The 16,640-nt window shown below is 32.0% G+C and carries 15 protein-coding genes and 1 pseudogene; 11 read left to right on the plus strand and 5 right to left on the minus strand.

The window, feature by feature from the left end; genetic code table 11:
- Nucleotides 1–91 precede the first annotated feature (91 nt).
- The 5 genes from ACFQ0S_RS09025 (at nt 92) to ACFQ0S_RS09045 (ending at nt 5,596) form a co-directional block, all read left to right on the plus strand.
- Nucleotides 92–1,453 (plus strand): TolC family protein, encoded by a 1,362-nt coding sequence (locus ACFQ0S_RS09025; RefSeq protein WP_379755918.1) that lies wholly within the window; start codon nt 92–94, stop codon nt 1,451–1,453.
- A 151-nt stretch (nt 1,454–1,604) separates the two neighbouring features.
- Nucleotides 1,605–2,270, plus strand: coding sequence for a hypothetical protein (locus tag ACFQ0S_RS09030; RefSeq protein ID WP_379755914.1), 666 nt, complete (start codon nt 1,605–1,607; stop codon nt 2,268–2,270).
- A gap of 595 nt (nt 2,271–2,865) precedes the next feature.
- Nucleotides 2,866–4,521, plus strand: a complete 1,656-nt coding sequence (locus tag ACFQ0S_RS09035; protein WP_379755911.1) for a sensor histidine kinase — start codon at nt 2,866–2,868, stop codon at nt 4,519–4,521.
- Entirely contained in the window at nt 4,518–5,150 is a 633-nt protein-coding gene (locus ACFQ0S_RS09040; protein ID WP_379755908.1) for a response regulator, read from the plus strand. The genes ACFQ0S_RS09035 and ACFQ0S_RS09040 overlap by 4 nt, the downstream gene beginning before the upstream one ends.
- A 122-nt stretch (nt 5,151–5,272) precedes the next feature.
- A complete protein-coding gene (locus tag ACFQ0S_RS09045) occupies nt 5,273–5,596 on the plus strand; it encodes a hypothetical protein (protein WP_379755905.1) in 324 nt (107 codons plus the stop codon).
- Nucleotides 5,597–6,091: 495 nt separating this feature from the next.
- Here ACFQ0S_RS09045 and ACFQ0S_RS09050 read toward each other — a convergent pair.
- Both ACFQ0S_RS09050 and ACFQ0S_RS09055 read right to left on the minus strand, forming a co-directional pair.
- Nucleotides 6,092–6,390: pseudogene (locus ACFQ0S_RS09050) on the minus strand (IS982 family transposase); the annotation flags it as partial.
- A 235-nt stretch (nt 6,391–6,625) separates the two neighbouring features.
- Nucleotides 6,626–9,259, minus strand: coding sequence for a valine--tRNA ligase (locus tag ACFQ0S_RS09055; protein ID WP_379755902.1), 2,634 nt, complete (start codon nt 9,257–9,259; stop codon nt 6,626–6,628).
- 204 nt (nt 9,260–9,463) lie between these two features.
- Between ACFQ0S_RS09055 and ACFQ0S_RS09060 the strand changes: the two genes are divergently transcribed.
- Nucleotides 9,464–9,901, plus strand: coding sequence for a DUF1573 domain-containing protein (locus ACFQ0S_RS09060; protein ID WP_379755899.1), 438 nt, complete (start codon nt 9,464–9,466; stop codon nt 9,899–9,901).
- A 115-nt stretch (nt 9,902–10,016) separates the two neighbouring features.
- Here the strand turns inward: ACFQ0S_RS09060 and ACFQ0S_RS09065 are convergent, their stop codons facing one another.
- Both ACFQ0S_RS09065 and ACFQ0S_RS09070 read right to left on the minus strand, forming a co-directional pair.
- Nucleotides 10,017–10,763, minus strand: coding sequence for a PDZ domain-containing protein (locus tag ACFQ0S_RS09065; RefSeq protein WP_379755896.1), 747 nt, complete (start codon nt 10,761–10,763; stop codon nt 10,017–10,019).
- Complete coding sequence (locus ACFQ0S_RS09070; RefSeq protein ID WP_379755893.1) at nt 10,760–11,344, minus strand: retropepsin-like aspartic protease; 585 nt, start codon at nt 11,342–11,344, stop codon at nt 10,760–10,762. Before ACFQ0S_RS09070 ends, ACFQ0S_RS09065 begins: the two co-directional genes overlap by 4 nt.
- Before the next feature lie 122 nt (nt 11,345–11,466).
- Here ACFQ0S_RS09070 and ACFQ0S_RS09075 point away from each other — a divergent pair, with 122 nt between their 5' ends.
- The 5 genes from ACFQ0S_RS09075 (at nt 11,467) to lgt (ending at nt 16,311) form a co-directional block, all read left to right on the plus strand.
- Nucleotides 11,467–12,663: a pyridoxal phosphate-dependent aminotransferase gene (locus ACFQ0S_RS09075; RefSeq protein WP_379755890.1), complete on the plus strand. Its 1,197-nt coding sequence runs from the start codon at nt 11,467–11,469 to the stop codon at nt 12,661–12,663.
- 177 nt (nt 12,664–12,840) lie between these two features.
- On the plus strand, nt 12,841–13,512 hold the full coding sequence (gene folE, locus ACFQ0S_RS09080; protein WP_379755887.1) for a GTP cyclohydrolase I FolE: 672 nt from the start codon (nt 12,841–12,843) through the stop codon (nt 13,510–13,512).
- Nucleotides 13,513–13,563: 51 nt separating this feature from the next.
- Nucleotides 13,564–15,042 carry a cysteine--tRNA ligase gene (cysS, locus tag ACFQ0S_RS09085; protein ID WP_379755884.1) on the plus strand — a complete coding sequence of 493 codons (1,479 nt, stop codon included), beginning with the start codon at nt 13,564–13,566 and terminating at the stop codon, nt 15,040–15,042.
- Nucleotides 15,011–15,319, plus strand: a complete 309-nt coding sequence (gene yidD, locus ACFQ0S_RS09090; protein ID WP_379755881.1) for a membrane protein insertion efficiency factor YidD — start codon at nt 15,011–15,013, stop codon at nt 15,317–15,319. Before cysS ends, yidD begins: the two co-directional genes overlap by 32 nt.
- 65 nt (nt 15,320–15,384) lie before the next feature.
- Nucleotides 15,385–16,311: a prolipoprotein diacylglyceryl transferase gene (gene lgt / locus ACFQ0S_RS09095; RefSeq protein ID WP_379755878.1), complete on the plus strand. Its 927-nt coding sequence runs from the start codon at nt 15,385–15,387 to the stop codon at nt 16,309–16,311.
- Between the two features lie 27 nt (nt 16,312–16,338).
- Here the strand turns inward: lgt and ACFQ0S_RS09100 are convergent, their stop codons facing one another.
- Nucleotides 16,339–16,506 (minus strand): hypothetical protein, encoded by a 168-nt coding sequence (locus ACFQ0S_RS09100; RefSeq protein ID WP_379755875.1) that lies wholly within the window; start codon nt 16,504–16,506, stop codon nt 16,339–16,341.
- Between the last annotated feature and the right edge of the window lie 134 nt (nt 16,507–16,640).

Raw genomic sequence — 16,640 nt, forward strand, 5'->3', positions numbered from 1 at the left:
ATTCTACATTACAATGAAGAAAATAATGTCAAATTTAAAATTTATAACTATCTGTAGTATCTTAGTTTTCACTCTTTTTGGGTGCAAACCAATGCAGCCTCCAGCTGATATAAGAATCAATCAACTACCAGAAACTTATTCGCAGTCGAACGATACACTTAACGACTCAAAAATAAAATGGGAATTATTCTATAAAGACGAAAGTCTACGAAAACTTATATCCACTGCACTTACTAATAATTATGACCTACAAGCTGCTACGCAAAAAATTGAAATGATGCGTGCTGCAGTGCAGTTTAATAAAGGGAATCAGTTGCCAACAATAAGCGCAGGATTATCAGCAGCGCAACGCAGATTTGGTTTATTCACCATGGATGGAGCAGGAAATGCTAGTACAGATATTCAGCCAGGAAGAGTCGTCCCAGAACATCTGCCAGACTATTTTGCAGGCTTCAATGCCAGTTGGGAAGTAGATGTATGGGGTAAACTTCGTAGTAATAAAAAGGCTGCAGTAGCACGATTTAGTAGTTCGATTGAAGGACGCAATGCCATACAAACTGCCTTGATTGCAGAAGTAGCATCAACCTACTACGATTTATTAGCTTTAGATACTGAGCTAGATATTGTTCGAGAAAATATCGAAATACAGCAAGCTGCACTTGATATAATAAAAATAAAAAAAGAAGCAGATATTTTAAATGAATTGGCTGTAAAACAATTTGAAGGCCAAGTAAATAATTCAAAAGGGTTTGAGTACAAGCTTCTGCAACAAATTACGTTAGTAGAAAATAAAATCAACTACTTATGTGGCCAATTTCCGCAACAAATTATTCGCGATAAAACCAAATTTAATAGTCTAAATCCTGATATTATTAGTACAGGAATTCCATCTCAACTATTGGTCAATCGACCAGATTTTAGGCAAGCTGAACTAGAATTGTTTGCCTCTAAATTTGATTTAAAAGCTGCAAAAGCTGCATTCTATCCTAGTTTTACCATTACAGGCGCAGTTGGATTTCAAGCTTTTTCTACAGCTTTGCTTTTTCAATCCCCTCAATCAGTAGCCTATACTCTTTTAGGTGGAATTGCAGCTCCTATATTAAATAGATCGGCTCTTAAAGCAAAATATAATACAATTAACGCACAACAAACTGAAGCAGTGCTTAATTATCAAAAAACTATTTTAAATGGCTATTTAGAAGTAGCTAATGAAATGTCGAATATCAAGAATTTAGAAAAATTGTATGAATTAAAAAATAAAGAAGTTCTTGCTTATGGACAATCTACAACCATTGCAAAGGATTTGTTTATGTCGGGAATGGCAACTTACTTTGAAGTACTAATGGCACAACGAACCGCTTTAGAAGCTAGAATTGATATGATTATTACTAAGAAATTACAATATCAGGCAATGATTAATTTGTACAAAGCTTTAGGAGGAGGTATAAAATAAGCCGCTCTAAACATGTAATCAATTTCACAAAACGTTGGAGAATATTTTTAGCGATATAGAGAAAACAAATTCAAAACCTGATTTTGTCTAAATTATACGGACAAGCTGAACACCGTTTCAAGAAGTAGGCAAACTTAAAAATTTATAAGTTATGAACAAAAAAATGATTTTCGGGCTAATCCTATTTGCAGGTTTGGCTATGTCTTGTAATCAAGCTACCGAAAAAGTAAAAGAAGAAGCAAACAAAGTAGTTTCACAAACTAACGAAAGTGTACAAGAAGTTATTGGTGATTTAGGTTTAGTCTACGTAGAAGAAGGAGCACAAACCATCATTACTTATGACGAAGTGAATGCAGCCCAACAGGCTTGGTGTGATGCATTAGTAAAAATTGGTAAACTTAAAGAAGAAGGTGGAGACTATAAAGCCTTTGCTGAACAAGTTCTTTCTGATGCTTATAACTATGATAACGGAAAGGTGTTTTTCAAACCTACACTGGCATATGGAGACCAAACCTTTAGAAACGACAAAAAAGGAGCATTAGCTTACTTTATAGGTGGCGATGCTGATTACCCTAACGATAAAGGTTTTGCCCTCACACCTTGGGTTAAGGCTCGTTATGACAATGCTGGCGAAAAAAATGAAGGCATACAAATTTACGGCTCTGTAGCCATTACAATGGGTAATGTTTGGGTAACAGCAAAAGATGGCAAAGAAGTTATGGTTGACAAAACTTGGGTTTTCAAAAAGGGGAAAGATGGAAAATTGAGAATTATAGTTCACAAATCATCGCTCCCATTTTCACCCACAACTAAATAATTTATCAATGGGTTGGGTAATTACTCAACCCATTTTTTAGTATTATAACAAGAATCAATTAGTATTTGCAGCAGGATTTATATTATTGTTTTTTTTTTAATAAATAATTTAATTCAAAATCCGTGCTGTTTGATAGTTTTGTAACTCGTAACCCACCCAAATACAAAGTCCAAAAAACGTTAATTTCCTCAAAACTAAAATTACCTCAAACCAGTCAAAATTGTTTCTACTTTAGTTAGTATATCTGGTTATTTTTGGGGTTAATTATAGTGCTATATATTTGATACAATATATACAAAGAATGATAAAAAATAAAAATACTAAACACAATATCATTAATTTAGTATTTTAACTACAACATAAAGCGTCATGTTTTATGGAATTGAAAAACATAAAAGTGTTATAGAAAACTCAAAATTAGCAAACAAAATATTTTATAGAAATTAAAATCAACAAAATAAATGACTTAATTTTGATAAAAAAGTATTTAACCTAACATTGAAAAACTGATGTCTAAAAAACATGGTATTTCTAAATTTACAATATAAGGCTATTCAGACTAAAGAATCTAACTCAATTTTAAAAAAAGATTTTAATGAACATTAAAACATTAATACTAATTATAATTAATAGTTTAATTGCATTTGTAATTGTTGTTTTAGCTTTTTCTTCATACAAAGAGTTTTCAAACGTTTTAAACGATCGCATTTTACAGCAACTAAATTCAATTAAAACCCTCAAGAAAAATCAGATTGAACATTTAATAAAATCTGAATTGGAAAAGTTTGAGACTACTGATTTGTATACTCAAAATATCGATAGTACCCAATTAAAACTTTCTGATAGTATTAAAAAAATGAATGGAATTCATGATTTCACACCCTATCATGTTGATAAAAAAACTACAATAGGTTTTATATCTAATTCTTTAGGGGGTACTACAATTAAAGTTTTGGATTACACCAAAATAAAAAAAATACTCCTTGAACGAACAGGAATGGGTAACAGTGGGGAGTCCTATCTTGTGGGTAAGGATTTTAGAATGCGATCACAATCTCGTTTTTATCCAAATACAACCCCTTACACCTTATCTGCTAAAACAGAAGGGGTTTCAAATGCTTTAAAAGGAATAAATGGCAAAGGTGTTTTTAAAGATTATAGGGGTGTTAATGTTTACAGCGTTTACAGTCTTTTAGAAATTCCAAACTTAAAAATGGTTATACTATCTGAAATAGACGTTGATGAGGTTACCATGCCCTTAAATAAATTGAAGAAAAGACTTGTTGTTTTAACACTTGCGATTTTTTTACTAGCAGTTATGCTTTCTCTATTTCTAACACGAATTATTGCCAATCCAATAAAGAATATGCAAAAAAGTCTCAGGATTATGGCCGAAGGTGATTACAATCAAACGAATGAATTTATAAAAAATTCTAATGAAATAAAGGAAATGTTTGATGCTCTTGCAAATTTAAAAGTTTCTTTACAAGGTGCTGTAAAATTCTCCGATGATATTGGTAAAATGAATTTAAATACCGATTACCAGCTTAAAAGTTCTAATGATCATCTAGGAAAAAGTCTTTTAGCAATGAGAGATAAGCTCATAGAGTTTAGAAATAATGAGGAAAATAATAGAATAAAATCAAAACGGATATTAGTAAATAGTTTAGAAAACGAAAGACGTCGATTATCACGAGAGCTCCATGATGGTGTTGGACCATATTTAACCTCTTTGAAGCACTACATTGAAAATAAAGTTGATAATGAATTGAAGAAAATAGAAATGAAAAAAATAGTTGACGATACAATTTCTGAAATCAGATTGATGTCAAATGCCTTAATGCCAGCTTCAATAGACGATTTTGGAATTGGAATTGCGTTAACCAACTTTATTGAAAGCCTCAAAAAAGCTACATCTGTATCTATTGTATTTGAAGATTTAACCTATCAAGATAACTCAAAGATTACAAACCATCAAGCTATTAATATTTTTAGAATATGCCAAGAACTAATAAATAATTCGTTAAAACATTCTAATGCAAAGAAAATTCGAATTACACTTTCAGAATTTGATGATTTCATTTCTTTTTTTTATTTTGATAATGGTATTGGTTTTGATATTAGCACTGTTAAATTAGGTTTAGGAATTAATAACATCAAAGAACGTGTAGAAATTTGTAATGGTAAAATTACAATCAATCCAACATCTGAAAATACAACTTTTGAAATTGAATTACCCATAGAATTATGAAAAAAATAAATTTAATAATTGCTGATGACCATAAGCTTTTTCGAAACGGACTCGAAGAGCTGTTAAGAAAGTACGACGATATACAAATAGTTAAAAGTGTTGCTGATGGTTTTGAGTTTATGCATTTTGTAAATAGCCCGCTTGAGGCAGATATTGTTTTGCTTGACATTACGATGCCAAATATGGATGGTTTTCAGGTTTTAAAAGAATTAAAAACCTTAAATTCTAACATAAAACCTATTGTGATTTCTATGTATAATGATGGTAATTACATTGCTAAATGTGCTAAAATGGGTGCTTACGGTTATTTATTAAAAAATACTGATGAATCTGAATTAATCCTTGCAATAAGAACAGTTAATAATGGAAAGAAATATTTTAGTGCTGAAATTTCAGAAAAAATGATCAACTTTATGTCAACACAAAGTATTAGTGAAAACGTTTTGTCGAATAAAGAAACCGAAGTTTTAGGATTAATTTCTAAAGGCTTAACAACTAATGAAATTGCTACTAAACTATTTGTGAGTTCACGTACTATTGAAACCCATCGAGCTAATATTTTAAAAAAGTTAGAAGTAAAAAATAGCGCCGAACTCATTAAAAGAGCAGCAGAACTGAATTTAATTTAGCACATTATTAAATAAAAAAAGTGCTATCCGTATAAATACGGATAAAAATTGAGTAGATTCACATAATACATAAAACCTATTACTTAATGTAAATTTGTTTAAGAAACATAAAAGTAATAGTCATGAAAAAATTAGCATTGATTTTAGGAGTTTTAACAATTTCAGGTAGTGTACTTGCGCAAGAACAAAGCAATGTAAAACAAAGTGATTTAAAAGGTCCAGCTTATAAAAATTATCAAATTTGGTCAGATAAGTCAGAGCCCGTTAAGATTTATTCACAAATTAAAATAAAATCACTAGAAGGACCTGCATACAAAAATCAACAACAATTAAAAAATTCTCCAAAAGAAGACTTAGTTTTAGTCAGTACGAGTAGTAATGAAAGACAAAAGTTAACTGGACCAGCATATAAAAACTACGGCCCATGGAGTAAAAATTTTAAATAACCAGTATTAAAAAGTAGTAAATGGTGAAGAAATATGACGATTTACTATTACATAAAATAGTCTAATTTGCCTAAAAAAGTAAATAAATTGAAAAACCTCGCAAAATGCGAGGTTTTTTTATATAAAAACTGAAGTTTGAAATAAGTACTAATATATAGACTAGAAAAGATTCCTTCCGATTGTTACATTGACACATCTAAAACATCTGAGTTGAATCTTGCCACGAACCATACCTTTAAAAAAGGATATTTTTAAAACTTGTTTGAATAAATCTAAAAAAAGGCCTTCCATAAAATTGATTAGTTCTACTTATTGTAATGAGAAATGGCTAAATTTCATGAACATTACAAACCAAAAAAAACATGATATACAAACTATCGCTATTGATTCAGATAAATATCCTCTATCTCCAATAACATGCAATCAGTCATTTGTTACATTAAGTCATTGAATTCTATTAAAAACCCAAGTTATAGAACAAACACCATGAAGCTAGTAAACATAAAACCAATTATTTTGCGAAGCTAAAAACCCTTTAGATGGAGTAGTTTCAAAATCTTTTTTACAGATTTTAATTCTTTTATATTGTGCAAAATTGCATATCACTAAAGGCATACTATTAATGATGAAATAATTTTCAAATTCAAAAAATGAGAATCCAATTTTACTCTAACCTCCTCTAAAAATAAAAAAATTTCTCCTTATTTATTAAATTGACTTCGTTCAATTAAATTAAGGATTTGCTATTAATTGATTTCTTTAAATAAAGAATTTTCACAGTCAATTGACATAAATATCGGTTTGTTTTATAACTTCAATACACTGAATTTCAGCATATTAACCAATATTTAATTAATTTATTTTACTTCAAATATTCATACCCAACTGGTTAATAAATAGTTGATTAAGAGCTTAATTTAAGGTCTGTTTTTACTATTTATTTAAATTCTTAAACGAAAATTTAATGTTTACAAATCACAAACTTCCAAAGCCACAAAATGCAAAATCATATTTTACCCTAAACATAAATTACCTTAAACCGGCCAAACTGTTCTCTATAGTTGCAATTTTAGCCAATGCATCTGCTTGTTTTTGTTTTTCGATGTTAAGCACTTTTTCTGGTGCTCCTGCTACAAATTTTTCGTTAGAAAGTTTTGCCTCTACTGATTTTAAGAATCCTTGAGTGTATTTTAATTCTTCGGTAAGTTTGGCAATTTCTTCATCAACATTTATAGCACCTGAAATGGGTATGAAATATTCATTCGATTTAATTCGGAATGATAAAGCAGCCTCTACTTTATTTGAAACATATTCTAAGGAACTTATGTTTCCTAATTTAGTTACCACCGAATCAAAGTAAGTTGAAACTTTATCATTGTTTACTACTTTTAATTCTATTGCCTCTTTAAACGGAATATTTTTGTCTTTTCTGATTGTTCTTATTCCTGAAATCACTTCAACCGTAGTATCAAAATCTACAATTAATTGTGAATTGAATGGTTTCATTTCTGGCCAAGTCGAAACTATCAATGCTTGCTGGGTAGTTCGTTCTTCAATAATTTGCCAAATTTCTTCGGTCAGGAACGGCATAAACGGATGTAACAATTTTAAGTTACTTTCTAACATTTCTATGGCTTTCGCATAAGTAACACTGTCAACGGGTTGTTGGTATGCTGGCTTAATCATTTCTAAAAACCAAGAACAGAAATCATCCCAAACTAATTTGTAAATTCCCATTAAAGCATCTGAAATTCTATATTTCTCGAAATTATCTTCAATTTCTAAAAGTGTTTGTTGCAACTTGGCTTCATACCATTCAATGGCCACTTTAGACGACTCAGGTTGAGGAATGGTATTAGAAACTTCCCATCCTTTTATTAACTTAAAGGCATTCCAAATTTTATTGGAGAACGCTCTTCCTTGATTACACAACTCTTCATCAAACATGATATCGTTTCCTGCAGATGCACTCAAAAGCAATCCTACCCGAACTCCGTCTGCTCCGAACTTATCTATCAAATCTAATGGGTCTGGGGAGTTTCCTAACGATTTAGACATTTTACGTCTTTGTTTATCACGAACCAATCCCGTTAAGTAGACATTGGTGAATGGTTTTTTACCAGTATATTCATAACCAGCGATTATCATTCTAGCTACCCAAAAAAACAAAATATCTGGACCTGTAACTAAATCATTGGTAGGATAATAGTATTTAAAATCGTCACTTTCAGGATTCATAATACCGCCAAAAACTGCCATTGGCCATAGCCATGAAGAAAACCAGGTATCTAAAGCATCGGCATCTTGTTTAAGGTCAGAGGTTAGAAGAGAGAAATTAGAAGTTTTTTCTTTAGCTAACACCAAAGCTTCTTCGATAGTTTCGGCCACTACAAAATCTTCCTTGCCATCCCCGTAGAAATAAGCCGGAATTTGTTGTCCCCACCACAATTGACGCGAAATATTCCAATCACGAATGTTGTTTAACCAATGCGCGTAGGTATTGTTAAAACGGGCTGGATGCAATTTTATATCACCATCAACCAAAACCGATTGAATAGCTGGTTTTACCAAATCTTCCATTTTAAGAAACCACTGATCAGACAAACGAGGTTCTATTACCGCTTTTGTTCTTTCGGATGTTCCTACTTTATTTAAATGAATTTCTGTTTTAGTTAATGCACCAATGGCTTCTAATTCTTTAGCAATGGCTTCTCGAACTACAAATCGGTCTTTACCCTGATAATGCAAGCCAAAACTATTTAGCGTTGCATCCTCATTAAAAATATCAATAATTTCTAGATTATGCTTCTCCCCTAGTGTTTTGTCATTCATATCATGAGCTGGAGTTACTTTTAGGCAACCTGTACCAAAGGCAACATCTACATAATCATCTTCTATAACTGGTATAATCCTTCCGCAAATAGGAACAATTGCATGCTTTCCTTTTAAATGAGCAAAACGATCATCGTTTGGATTGATACAAATGGCTGTATCGCCAAAAATAGTTTCAGGACGTGTTGTAGCTACTGTAAGTACATCCTCGCTTCCTTGAATTTTATAAGTAAGAAAATACAATTTTCCTTGTTGCTCCTCATAAATTACTTCTTCGTCAGATAGTGTCGTTTTAGCTTCTGGATCCCAGTTTACCATACGATATCCCCTGTAAATGAAACCTTTATTGTATAAATCGACAAAAGAACGAATTACCGATGCTGACATGTCAGGATCCATGGTAAACTTTGTTCGTTCCCAATCGCAAGAAGCTCCAAGTTTTTTAAGTTGGTCTAGAATTACTCCACCGTATTTATCCGTCCATTCCCAAGCGTGAGCTAAAAATTCTTCACGAGATAAATCATTTTTATTGATTCCTTCCGCTTTTAACTTTGCGACTACTTTTGCCTCAGTAGCTATTGATGCATGATCGGTTCCTGGAACCCAGCAAGCGTTGAATCCTTTTAATCGAGCACGACGAATTAAAACATCCTGAATGGTATTGTTGAGCATATGCCCCATGTGCAAGACTCCTGTCACGTTTGGTGGTGGAATTACTATAGTATATGGTGTTCTATGATCGGGAGTGGAATGAAAATAATTGTTTTTCATCCAGTAATCATACCATTTGTCTTCTATTTTTTTGGCGTCAAATTGTGCAGGAATTGTCATTGTATTGTTTATTCGGTTAATCGGTTATTTGTTTAATCGATTAACTGAATAACCGATTAAAAAAATAGCCTTTACTTTTGGTATATTTTTGTAATCCTTGCAAAAGTAAAGAAATAGTGCAGTATAAAAAATTAAGAATAAATTATTTGCACTTTAAGTAAAAGAAAGTAATTTTACAATAATTAAAATCAAATTTCAAATACAATGAAAAAGCTAATCGTTTTATTACTTATCGTAGCGTTTAATCTTTCTGCTTTTGCTCAAGGTGCAAAAATTGAATTTAAAGCTGAAGATAATACTATTGATTACGGTAGGGTTGAAAAAAATAGCGATGATGGTGTTCGTGCCTTTGAATTTACAAATACTGGAGATGAACCATTAATTATTACCAATGCAGAATCGTCTTGTGGTTGCACGGTTCCTGCTTTCCCAAAAGAACCAATAATGCCCGGTAAAACTGGAAAGATTGAAGTAAAATACAATATGAGCATTGGTCCTATTAGAAAAACAATTACTGTTGAATCGAATGCTACTAATTATGAAGAAGGAAGAATTGCTCTAAAAATTAAAGGTGAAGTTTATGAGAAAGAAATTATAAACTACATGGAGAAAAAGAAAGCTTTACCACTTTTTGAAAATTAAACTTCCTCTAAGCAGAGCATAAGAAGTATTAAAAAATAACACTAATTTCACAAATTTACACAAAAACATCTGTGTTAATTTGTGAAATCTGTGTAATAAAAACCGATATTATATTTTATAAAATACTTTTAAGTTGAAACTTAAATTTTAGGATTTGGCTTTCTCTTTCTATTTCAAAATACAACCATTTCCCCTCTTCTGATTTTAAAATTTCATTAATTTTTTGCAATGAATATTTATAACCTTGAACTTTATTAATAGAAATAATAACATCTCCTTTTTTTAAACCGCAGCTTTCCGCCGGTGAATTTTTTCTGATACTAGCAATTGAATAAATTGGTTTTAATGAAAATTTATACTTAAAATTAGAATTTACTCGGTCTCCATTTTTATCAAATTCTATAGCATTGATGTTAACCGTTTGCAATTGAACCGTTTCTTGAACCCATTGCATTCCTTCGTTCTGTAATTCTACACCGCTCCTATTGTATTGAAATGGCGTTGCAAAATGACTGCTTTTACTTAAAAATAGTTGATTGTTTTTATAATCAAAAACAACCGTAAATCTTTTGAAAATATCTCCACCTATAGACCCTACTCTATTTTCGACCATCGTTACATTTTTAATTGAATTTAAATCAGGCATGGCAATAATAGGATTTAAAAATTCAAAGGTATCTATACGAAATTTTGGAATTCGAGTTCTTTTACCCATAACATCGCCACTAAACCCTTTTCCTAAAAAATCTTCAAAGTTATTAGCCGGTACTTGAAATGATTTACTAATGTCTTGAAATAGCCAAACGGCATCACTATTGCCTATATCTAAAAGTAATTTGGCAGGAATTTCTTTATCATTCATGGTGACATGCGCTTGAACATAAGGCTTGCTTCGCTCAATTGAAATGGGAATTGAAGTAAATCTTTTTTCGATTTTTTTTCGAATAGAAGTACTTTCTTTATAATTGTGATTTTATGTTTATCGTAATTTAATTTAACCAAATTATTTTTGAAAAAAGAATAACCTATAATACCATTAACAGGAATTCCTATATGAGTAGAAAAATTAAAACTTTGGTCTAAAACAATATACAAGCTATGACTGTTGTCTGTATAACCATTTACTGATAATATATTGTTTTTTGACTTTAAACCTTCTATTGATTCTTCATTGCCTAAACCTCTTAGCTTAACCTTTTCAACATTATTTAAGTTGAGTTCGTTTTTATCTTCCAGACTTAATAAAATAGTTTCTTCGACACCTGTATCTAATAAAAAGTTCAACTCAATTCCATTGATATATATTGGAATGAAAATTAAATTATTAATCAGTCTAAAAGGAATTGTCACATTCTTTTTATCAGCATCTAAATGAAACCCTTCTTGGCTAAAAGCTGGCAATATATAAACTAATATGAAATACAAAACGATTGCTTTTCTCATAAGAATTGTTTGTATAAAGTTAGCAAAATAGTAGCTAATAATCACCTGTTGATGACAAATTAAGAAGAATTACTTCATGAAATTCGAAAAAAAATCGCAAATTTGCATCAAATTTTACAAAAATGCCTGAAATTTCAATTAGAGGACGAAGAATGCCAGAATCACCCATTCGGAAGTTGGCTCCTTATGCAGAAATGGCTAAAAAAAAGGGGCTAAAAGTTTATCATTTAAACATTGGACAACCTGATATAAAAAGCCCAGAAATTGCTATAAAAGCGATAAAAAACATCGACTTAGATATTATTGAATACGGTCCTTCAGCCGGTTACGAAAGTTATCGAAGAAAGCTAGCTCAATTTTATACCAATCAAGATGTAAAAGTTGCTTTTGAAGACATCATGATTACTACAGGAGGTTCTGAAGCGCTACTATTTGCCCTCGGAAGCATTATGGATCCGGGAGATGAGGTTATTATCCCTGAACCTTTTTATGCGAATTACAGTGCTTTTTCGGAAGAATCAAGTGCAAAAGTTGTTCCTGTAATTTCGAACATCGAAAGTGGATTTACACTTCCAACCATTGCAGAATTTGAAAAAGCCATTACGCCAAAAACCAAAGCCATTTTAATTTGTAATCCCAATAATCCAACAGGCTATTTATACTCTGAATCAGAAATAAATCAATTGGGAGAATTGGTAAAAAAACACGACTTATTTTTAATTGCTGACGAAGTATATCGTGAATTTATTTATGACGAGCGAGACCAACACTTTTCAGTGATGAACTTAAAAGGAATCGAACAAAACGTTATAATGATTGATTCGGTTTCTAAAAGATACAGTATGTGTGGCGCTCGTATTGGCTGTATGGTAACTAAAAACAGAGAAGTTATTGCTGCTGCAATGAAATTTGCGCAAGCGCGTTTATGTCCGCCAACAATCGAACAAATTGCTTGCGAAGCTGCAATAGACACTCCTCAAAGCTATTTTGACGAAGTCATTTCAGAATATAAAGAACGTAGAGATACTTTAATATCAGAATTAAATAAAATAGACGGCGTTGTAGTGACTACTCCAAAAGCTGCTTTTTATTGTATTGCTCAATTACCCGTTGATAACACTGATGATTTTGCACAATGGCTACTTGAAAGTTATAATTCAAACAATGAAACCGTAATGGTAGCTCCAGCTGGAGGATTTTACTCTACTCCTGGCGTTGGCTTGAATCAAGTTCGAATTGCCTATGTTTTGAATAAAGAAGACTTGATTCGTTCTGTACAAATTTTGAAAGAAGCGATTACCGTTTATAATTCTAAATAGTTACCTATTTATTTCTATAAAAAAGAGGTTTTTCATAAGGAGAAACCTCTTTTTTTTAAAATTAATACTTGTGAAGTAGTTAAAAATATCAAAATTAAACGTCTATAGAAATACTTTAATTTTAATTAATTATCTTTGGCTTTTCAAATAAATTACTACAAAAAATAATATCTATTAATGACTAATAACGAAGATTTTCAAGACGAAATTGGAAACAACCACATAGCAACATCGGCAACCAATCCCATCAGAAATGATGCTTTTGATATGCCTGATGATCAAAAAATAGAATCTATAAAAAAAGACGTCGAAAACATTCTAAAAACATTAGGGATGGATTTGACAGATGATAGTTTAAAAGGGACTCCAAATCGTGTTGCTAAAATGTTTGTTAAAGAAATATTTGGAGGTCTTAATCCGTCTAAAAAACCCAACTCTTCTACATTTGATAATAACTACAAATATGGAGAGATGTTGGTAGAAAAGAACATTACGCTTTATTCTACCTGCGAGCATCATCTATTACCAATTGTAGGAAGAGCCCACGTAGCTTATATCTCTAGTGGCAGAGTTATTGGACTTTCTAAAATGAATCGTATTGTTGAATATTTTTCTAAAAGACCACAAGTTCAGGAGCGTCTAACCATGCAAATTGTTCAGGAATTACAAAAAGCACTGAATACTCAAGATGTAGCGTGTGTAATCGATGCCAAACATTTATGTGTCAATTCTAGAGGAATTTGTGATATTGAAAGCAGTACCGTTACCTCTGAATTTGGTGGAAAGTTTAAAGAAGAACAAACCCGTAGAGAATTTTTAGATTATATTAAATTGGAAACCAAGTTTTAATCCTCACCCCGACCCTATCCAAAGGAGAGGGAGTTGAAAACTCCTAAAAAAATGCCTTTATACAAAACCAATTCACTCAAAATATATAATTCTCTTTCTGGAGAAAAAGAAACCTTTGTTCCTATCCATGAAGGAAATATCGGAATGTATGTTTGTGGCCCAACTGTTTACAGCAATGTACATTTAGGAAACGTAAGGACTTTTATGTCTTTTGATATGATTTTCAGGTATTTATTGCATTTAGGCTACAAAGTACGTTATGTTCGAAATATTACTGATGTGGGTCATATTGTAGACGATGTAGATGAAGGCGAAGATAAAATTGCTAAAAAAGCACGTTTAGAGCAGCTCGAACCTATGGAAGTGGTTCAACGTTATACAGTCGATTTTCATGAAATTTTAAGTGAATTTAATTTTCTGCCACCCAGTATAGAGCCTACTGCGACCGGTCATATTATTGAGCAAATAGAAATTGTCAAAAAAATTATAGCTACCGGAATTGGATATGAAGCCAACGGCTCCGTTTATTTTGATGTGGTAAAATTTAATGAAACCAATCATTACGGGAAGCTTAGCGGCAGAAACATTGAAGACATGTTAGCCAATACCCGTGATCTTGACGGACAATCCGACAAAAGAAATCCACAAGATTTTGCACTTTGGAAAAAAGCAGAACCCCAACATATCATGCGTTGGCCTTCGCCATGGAGTGATGGATTTCCGGGTTGGCATCTAGAATGTACTGCTATGAGCACCAAATATTTAGGAAATCATTTTGATATACACGGAGGTGGAATGGATTTGAAATTTCCTCATCACGAATGCGAAATTGCACAAAATGAAGCGTGTACGGGTCAAACTCCAGTAAACTATTGGATGCATGCTAATATGCTCACGCTAAATGGAAAAAAAATGGCAAAATCTACCGGAAATAATATCTTACCAAGAGAAATTATTACTGGCGGTAGCGAATTTCTTAGCAAAGCTTTTTCGCCCAGTGTTGCCCGTTTTTTTATGATGCAAGCCCATTACAGAAGTATTCTTGATTTTTCTGATGACGCCATTGTTGCAGCTGAAAAAGGGTACAATCGATTGATGGAAGCCATGCAAAACCTAAAAGAAATTGCGCCAAAAAATAGTTCTACAATAGACATTCCTACTTGGAAAAAAGAGTGTTATGCTGCTATGAACGATGATTTTAACACTCCAATTCTAATTGCTCAACTATTTGAGGGGGTGCGATTTGTAAATCTATTAAAAGACAATTCTGCTTCATTAACTGCTGATGATTTGGACGATTTTACAAAAATAATGCAAGCCTTTGTGTTTGATGTTTTAGGTTTAGAAGACACTAAAACTTCAAATGATTCTAATGCAAAATTAGAAGGTGTAATTGAAATGTTAATTGCCATGAGGAATGATGCTAGAGCCAATAAAGATTTTGCGATGTCCGATCATATTCGGGATCAATTAATTGCACTAGGGATTCAATTGAAAGATGGCAAAGACGGAACTACTTTTACTTTATAAATTGACTGTTAAAAGAGTACTCATATTGCCCTTTCTTTTTATAGTTCGATTCTATCAAGTCGCTATCTCCCCTTTTACTCCTGCCACCTGCCGATTTGAACCCACCTGCTCCCACTATGCTATTGAATCACTCAAGATTCACGGATTATTTTATGGTAGCTTTCTGGCTGCAAAAAGAATTTTAAGTTGTCATCCTTGGGGAAAAAGTGGCTATGATCCAGTGCCAACCTCACAAAAGGAGAAAGAATTAAAAATGAACTGCAATCATAAAGAATAAATAAATTTAGGTTTAATATATTTTAAATCTTTATTTTTACATCAACTAATTAAGACAAAAATACAATGATACCAACATTAAGCATCGTTTGGAATCCTTCGGAGGGAATAGATTTAGGTTTTTTCGTAATTAGATATTACAGCCTCATGTTTGTAATTGCCTTTGGATTAGGCTGGTACATCATGAAAAAAATATTTGAAAACGAAAACGAATCTTTAGAAAAATTAGACTCTTTATTTATCTGGACGGTTCTAGCCACCCTACTTGGTGCACGACTAGGTCATGTATTTTTCTACGATTGGGAATATTATAGCAATCATTTGTCAGAAATTCTTTTACCATTTCGTTTTGACCCTGTTTTTGAGTTTACTGGTTTTCAAGGATTGGCAAGTCATGGAGCTGCCATTGCCATTATTATTGCGATGTATTATTTTAGTAAAAAAGTCATGAATAGACCTTTACTATGGGTTTTAGACCGAGTTGTAATTCCCGTTGCTAGTGGTGCCATTTTTGTTAGAATAGGTAATTTCTTTAATTCTGAAATTGTGGGTAAAGAAACTACATCCTCTTTTGGAGTTCAATTTATAAGAGATCATTTTAGTGCTAGGGATGCTATGGCAACAACGCAAATGACAAGTCCAAAAGAAGCCTATCATGCAATAGCCACTAATCCTCAATTTTCAGAACTTTTGCAACAAGTGCCCGCCAAACATCCTGCACAGTTGTATGAATCGTTTTGCTATATTTTTGTATTTGCCATCTTATTTTTCTTGTATTGGAAAACCACTGTTAAAGAAAAATCAGGATTTCTATTTGGACTATTCTTAGTGTTGTTGTGGTCAGTGCGTTTCGTGGTAGAATATGTAAAAGAAAGTCAAGGTGGTTTTGAAGATGCTTTAGGCTTGTTCTCAACTGGACAATGGTTGAGTATTCCTTTTATATTGGTTGGTTTGTATTTTATCTTTAATGCTGAAAAACCGATTGAGGTTTAAAAACATAAAACTTATTTTTTATAGTCATTAGCTTTTTGCAAATAAGGATTCTTGTCTTTCTATGATAGGATTTACGTCTGCAAATCCTATTTTACTTCCATCATAAACTACTTCTTCATAATGGTCTTTATTCCATTGCAAACATTCTTTTTCGGGAAAATATTCTTTTTTGATTCCAAAACTTCCAACTATCAAGCTTATTACTCACACTGCTATGAATATACTTCTGAAGCAATAAGTACCAGACCTAATCCTTAATTATATTATTTTAGGTTTATCCCTATTATCAAGAGAAATGGGATCATTAATCATTAAAAGTATCAATATAG

Source organism: Flavobacterium myungsuense (assembly GCF_042677265.1).
Taxonomy (GTDB): Bacteria; Bacteroidota; Bacteroidia; order Flavobacteriales; family Flavobacteriaceae; genus Flavobacterium; species Flavobacterium myungsuense.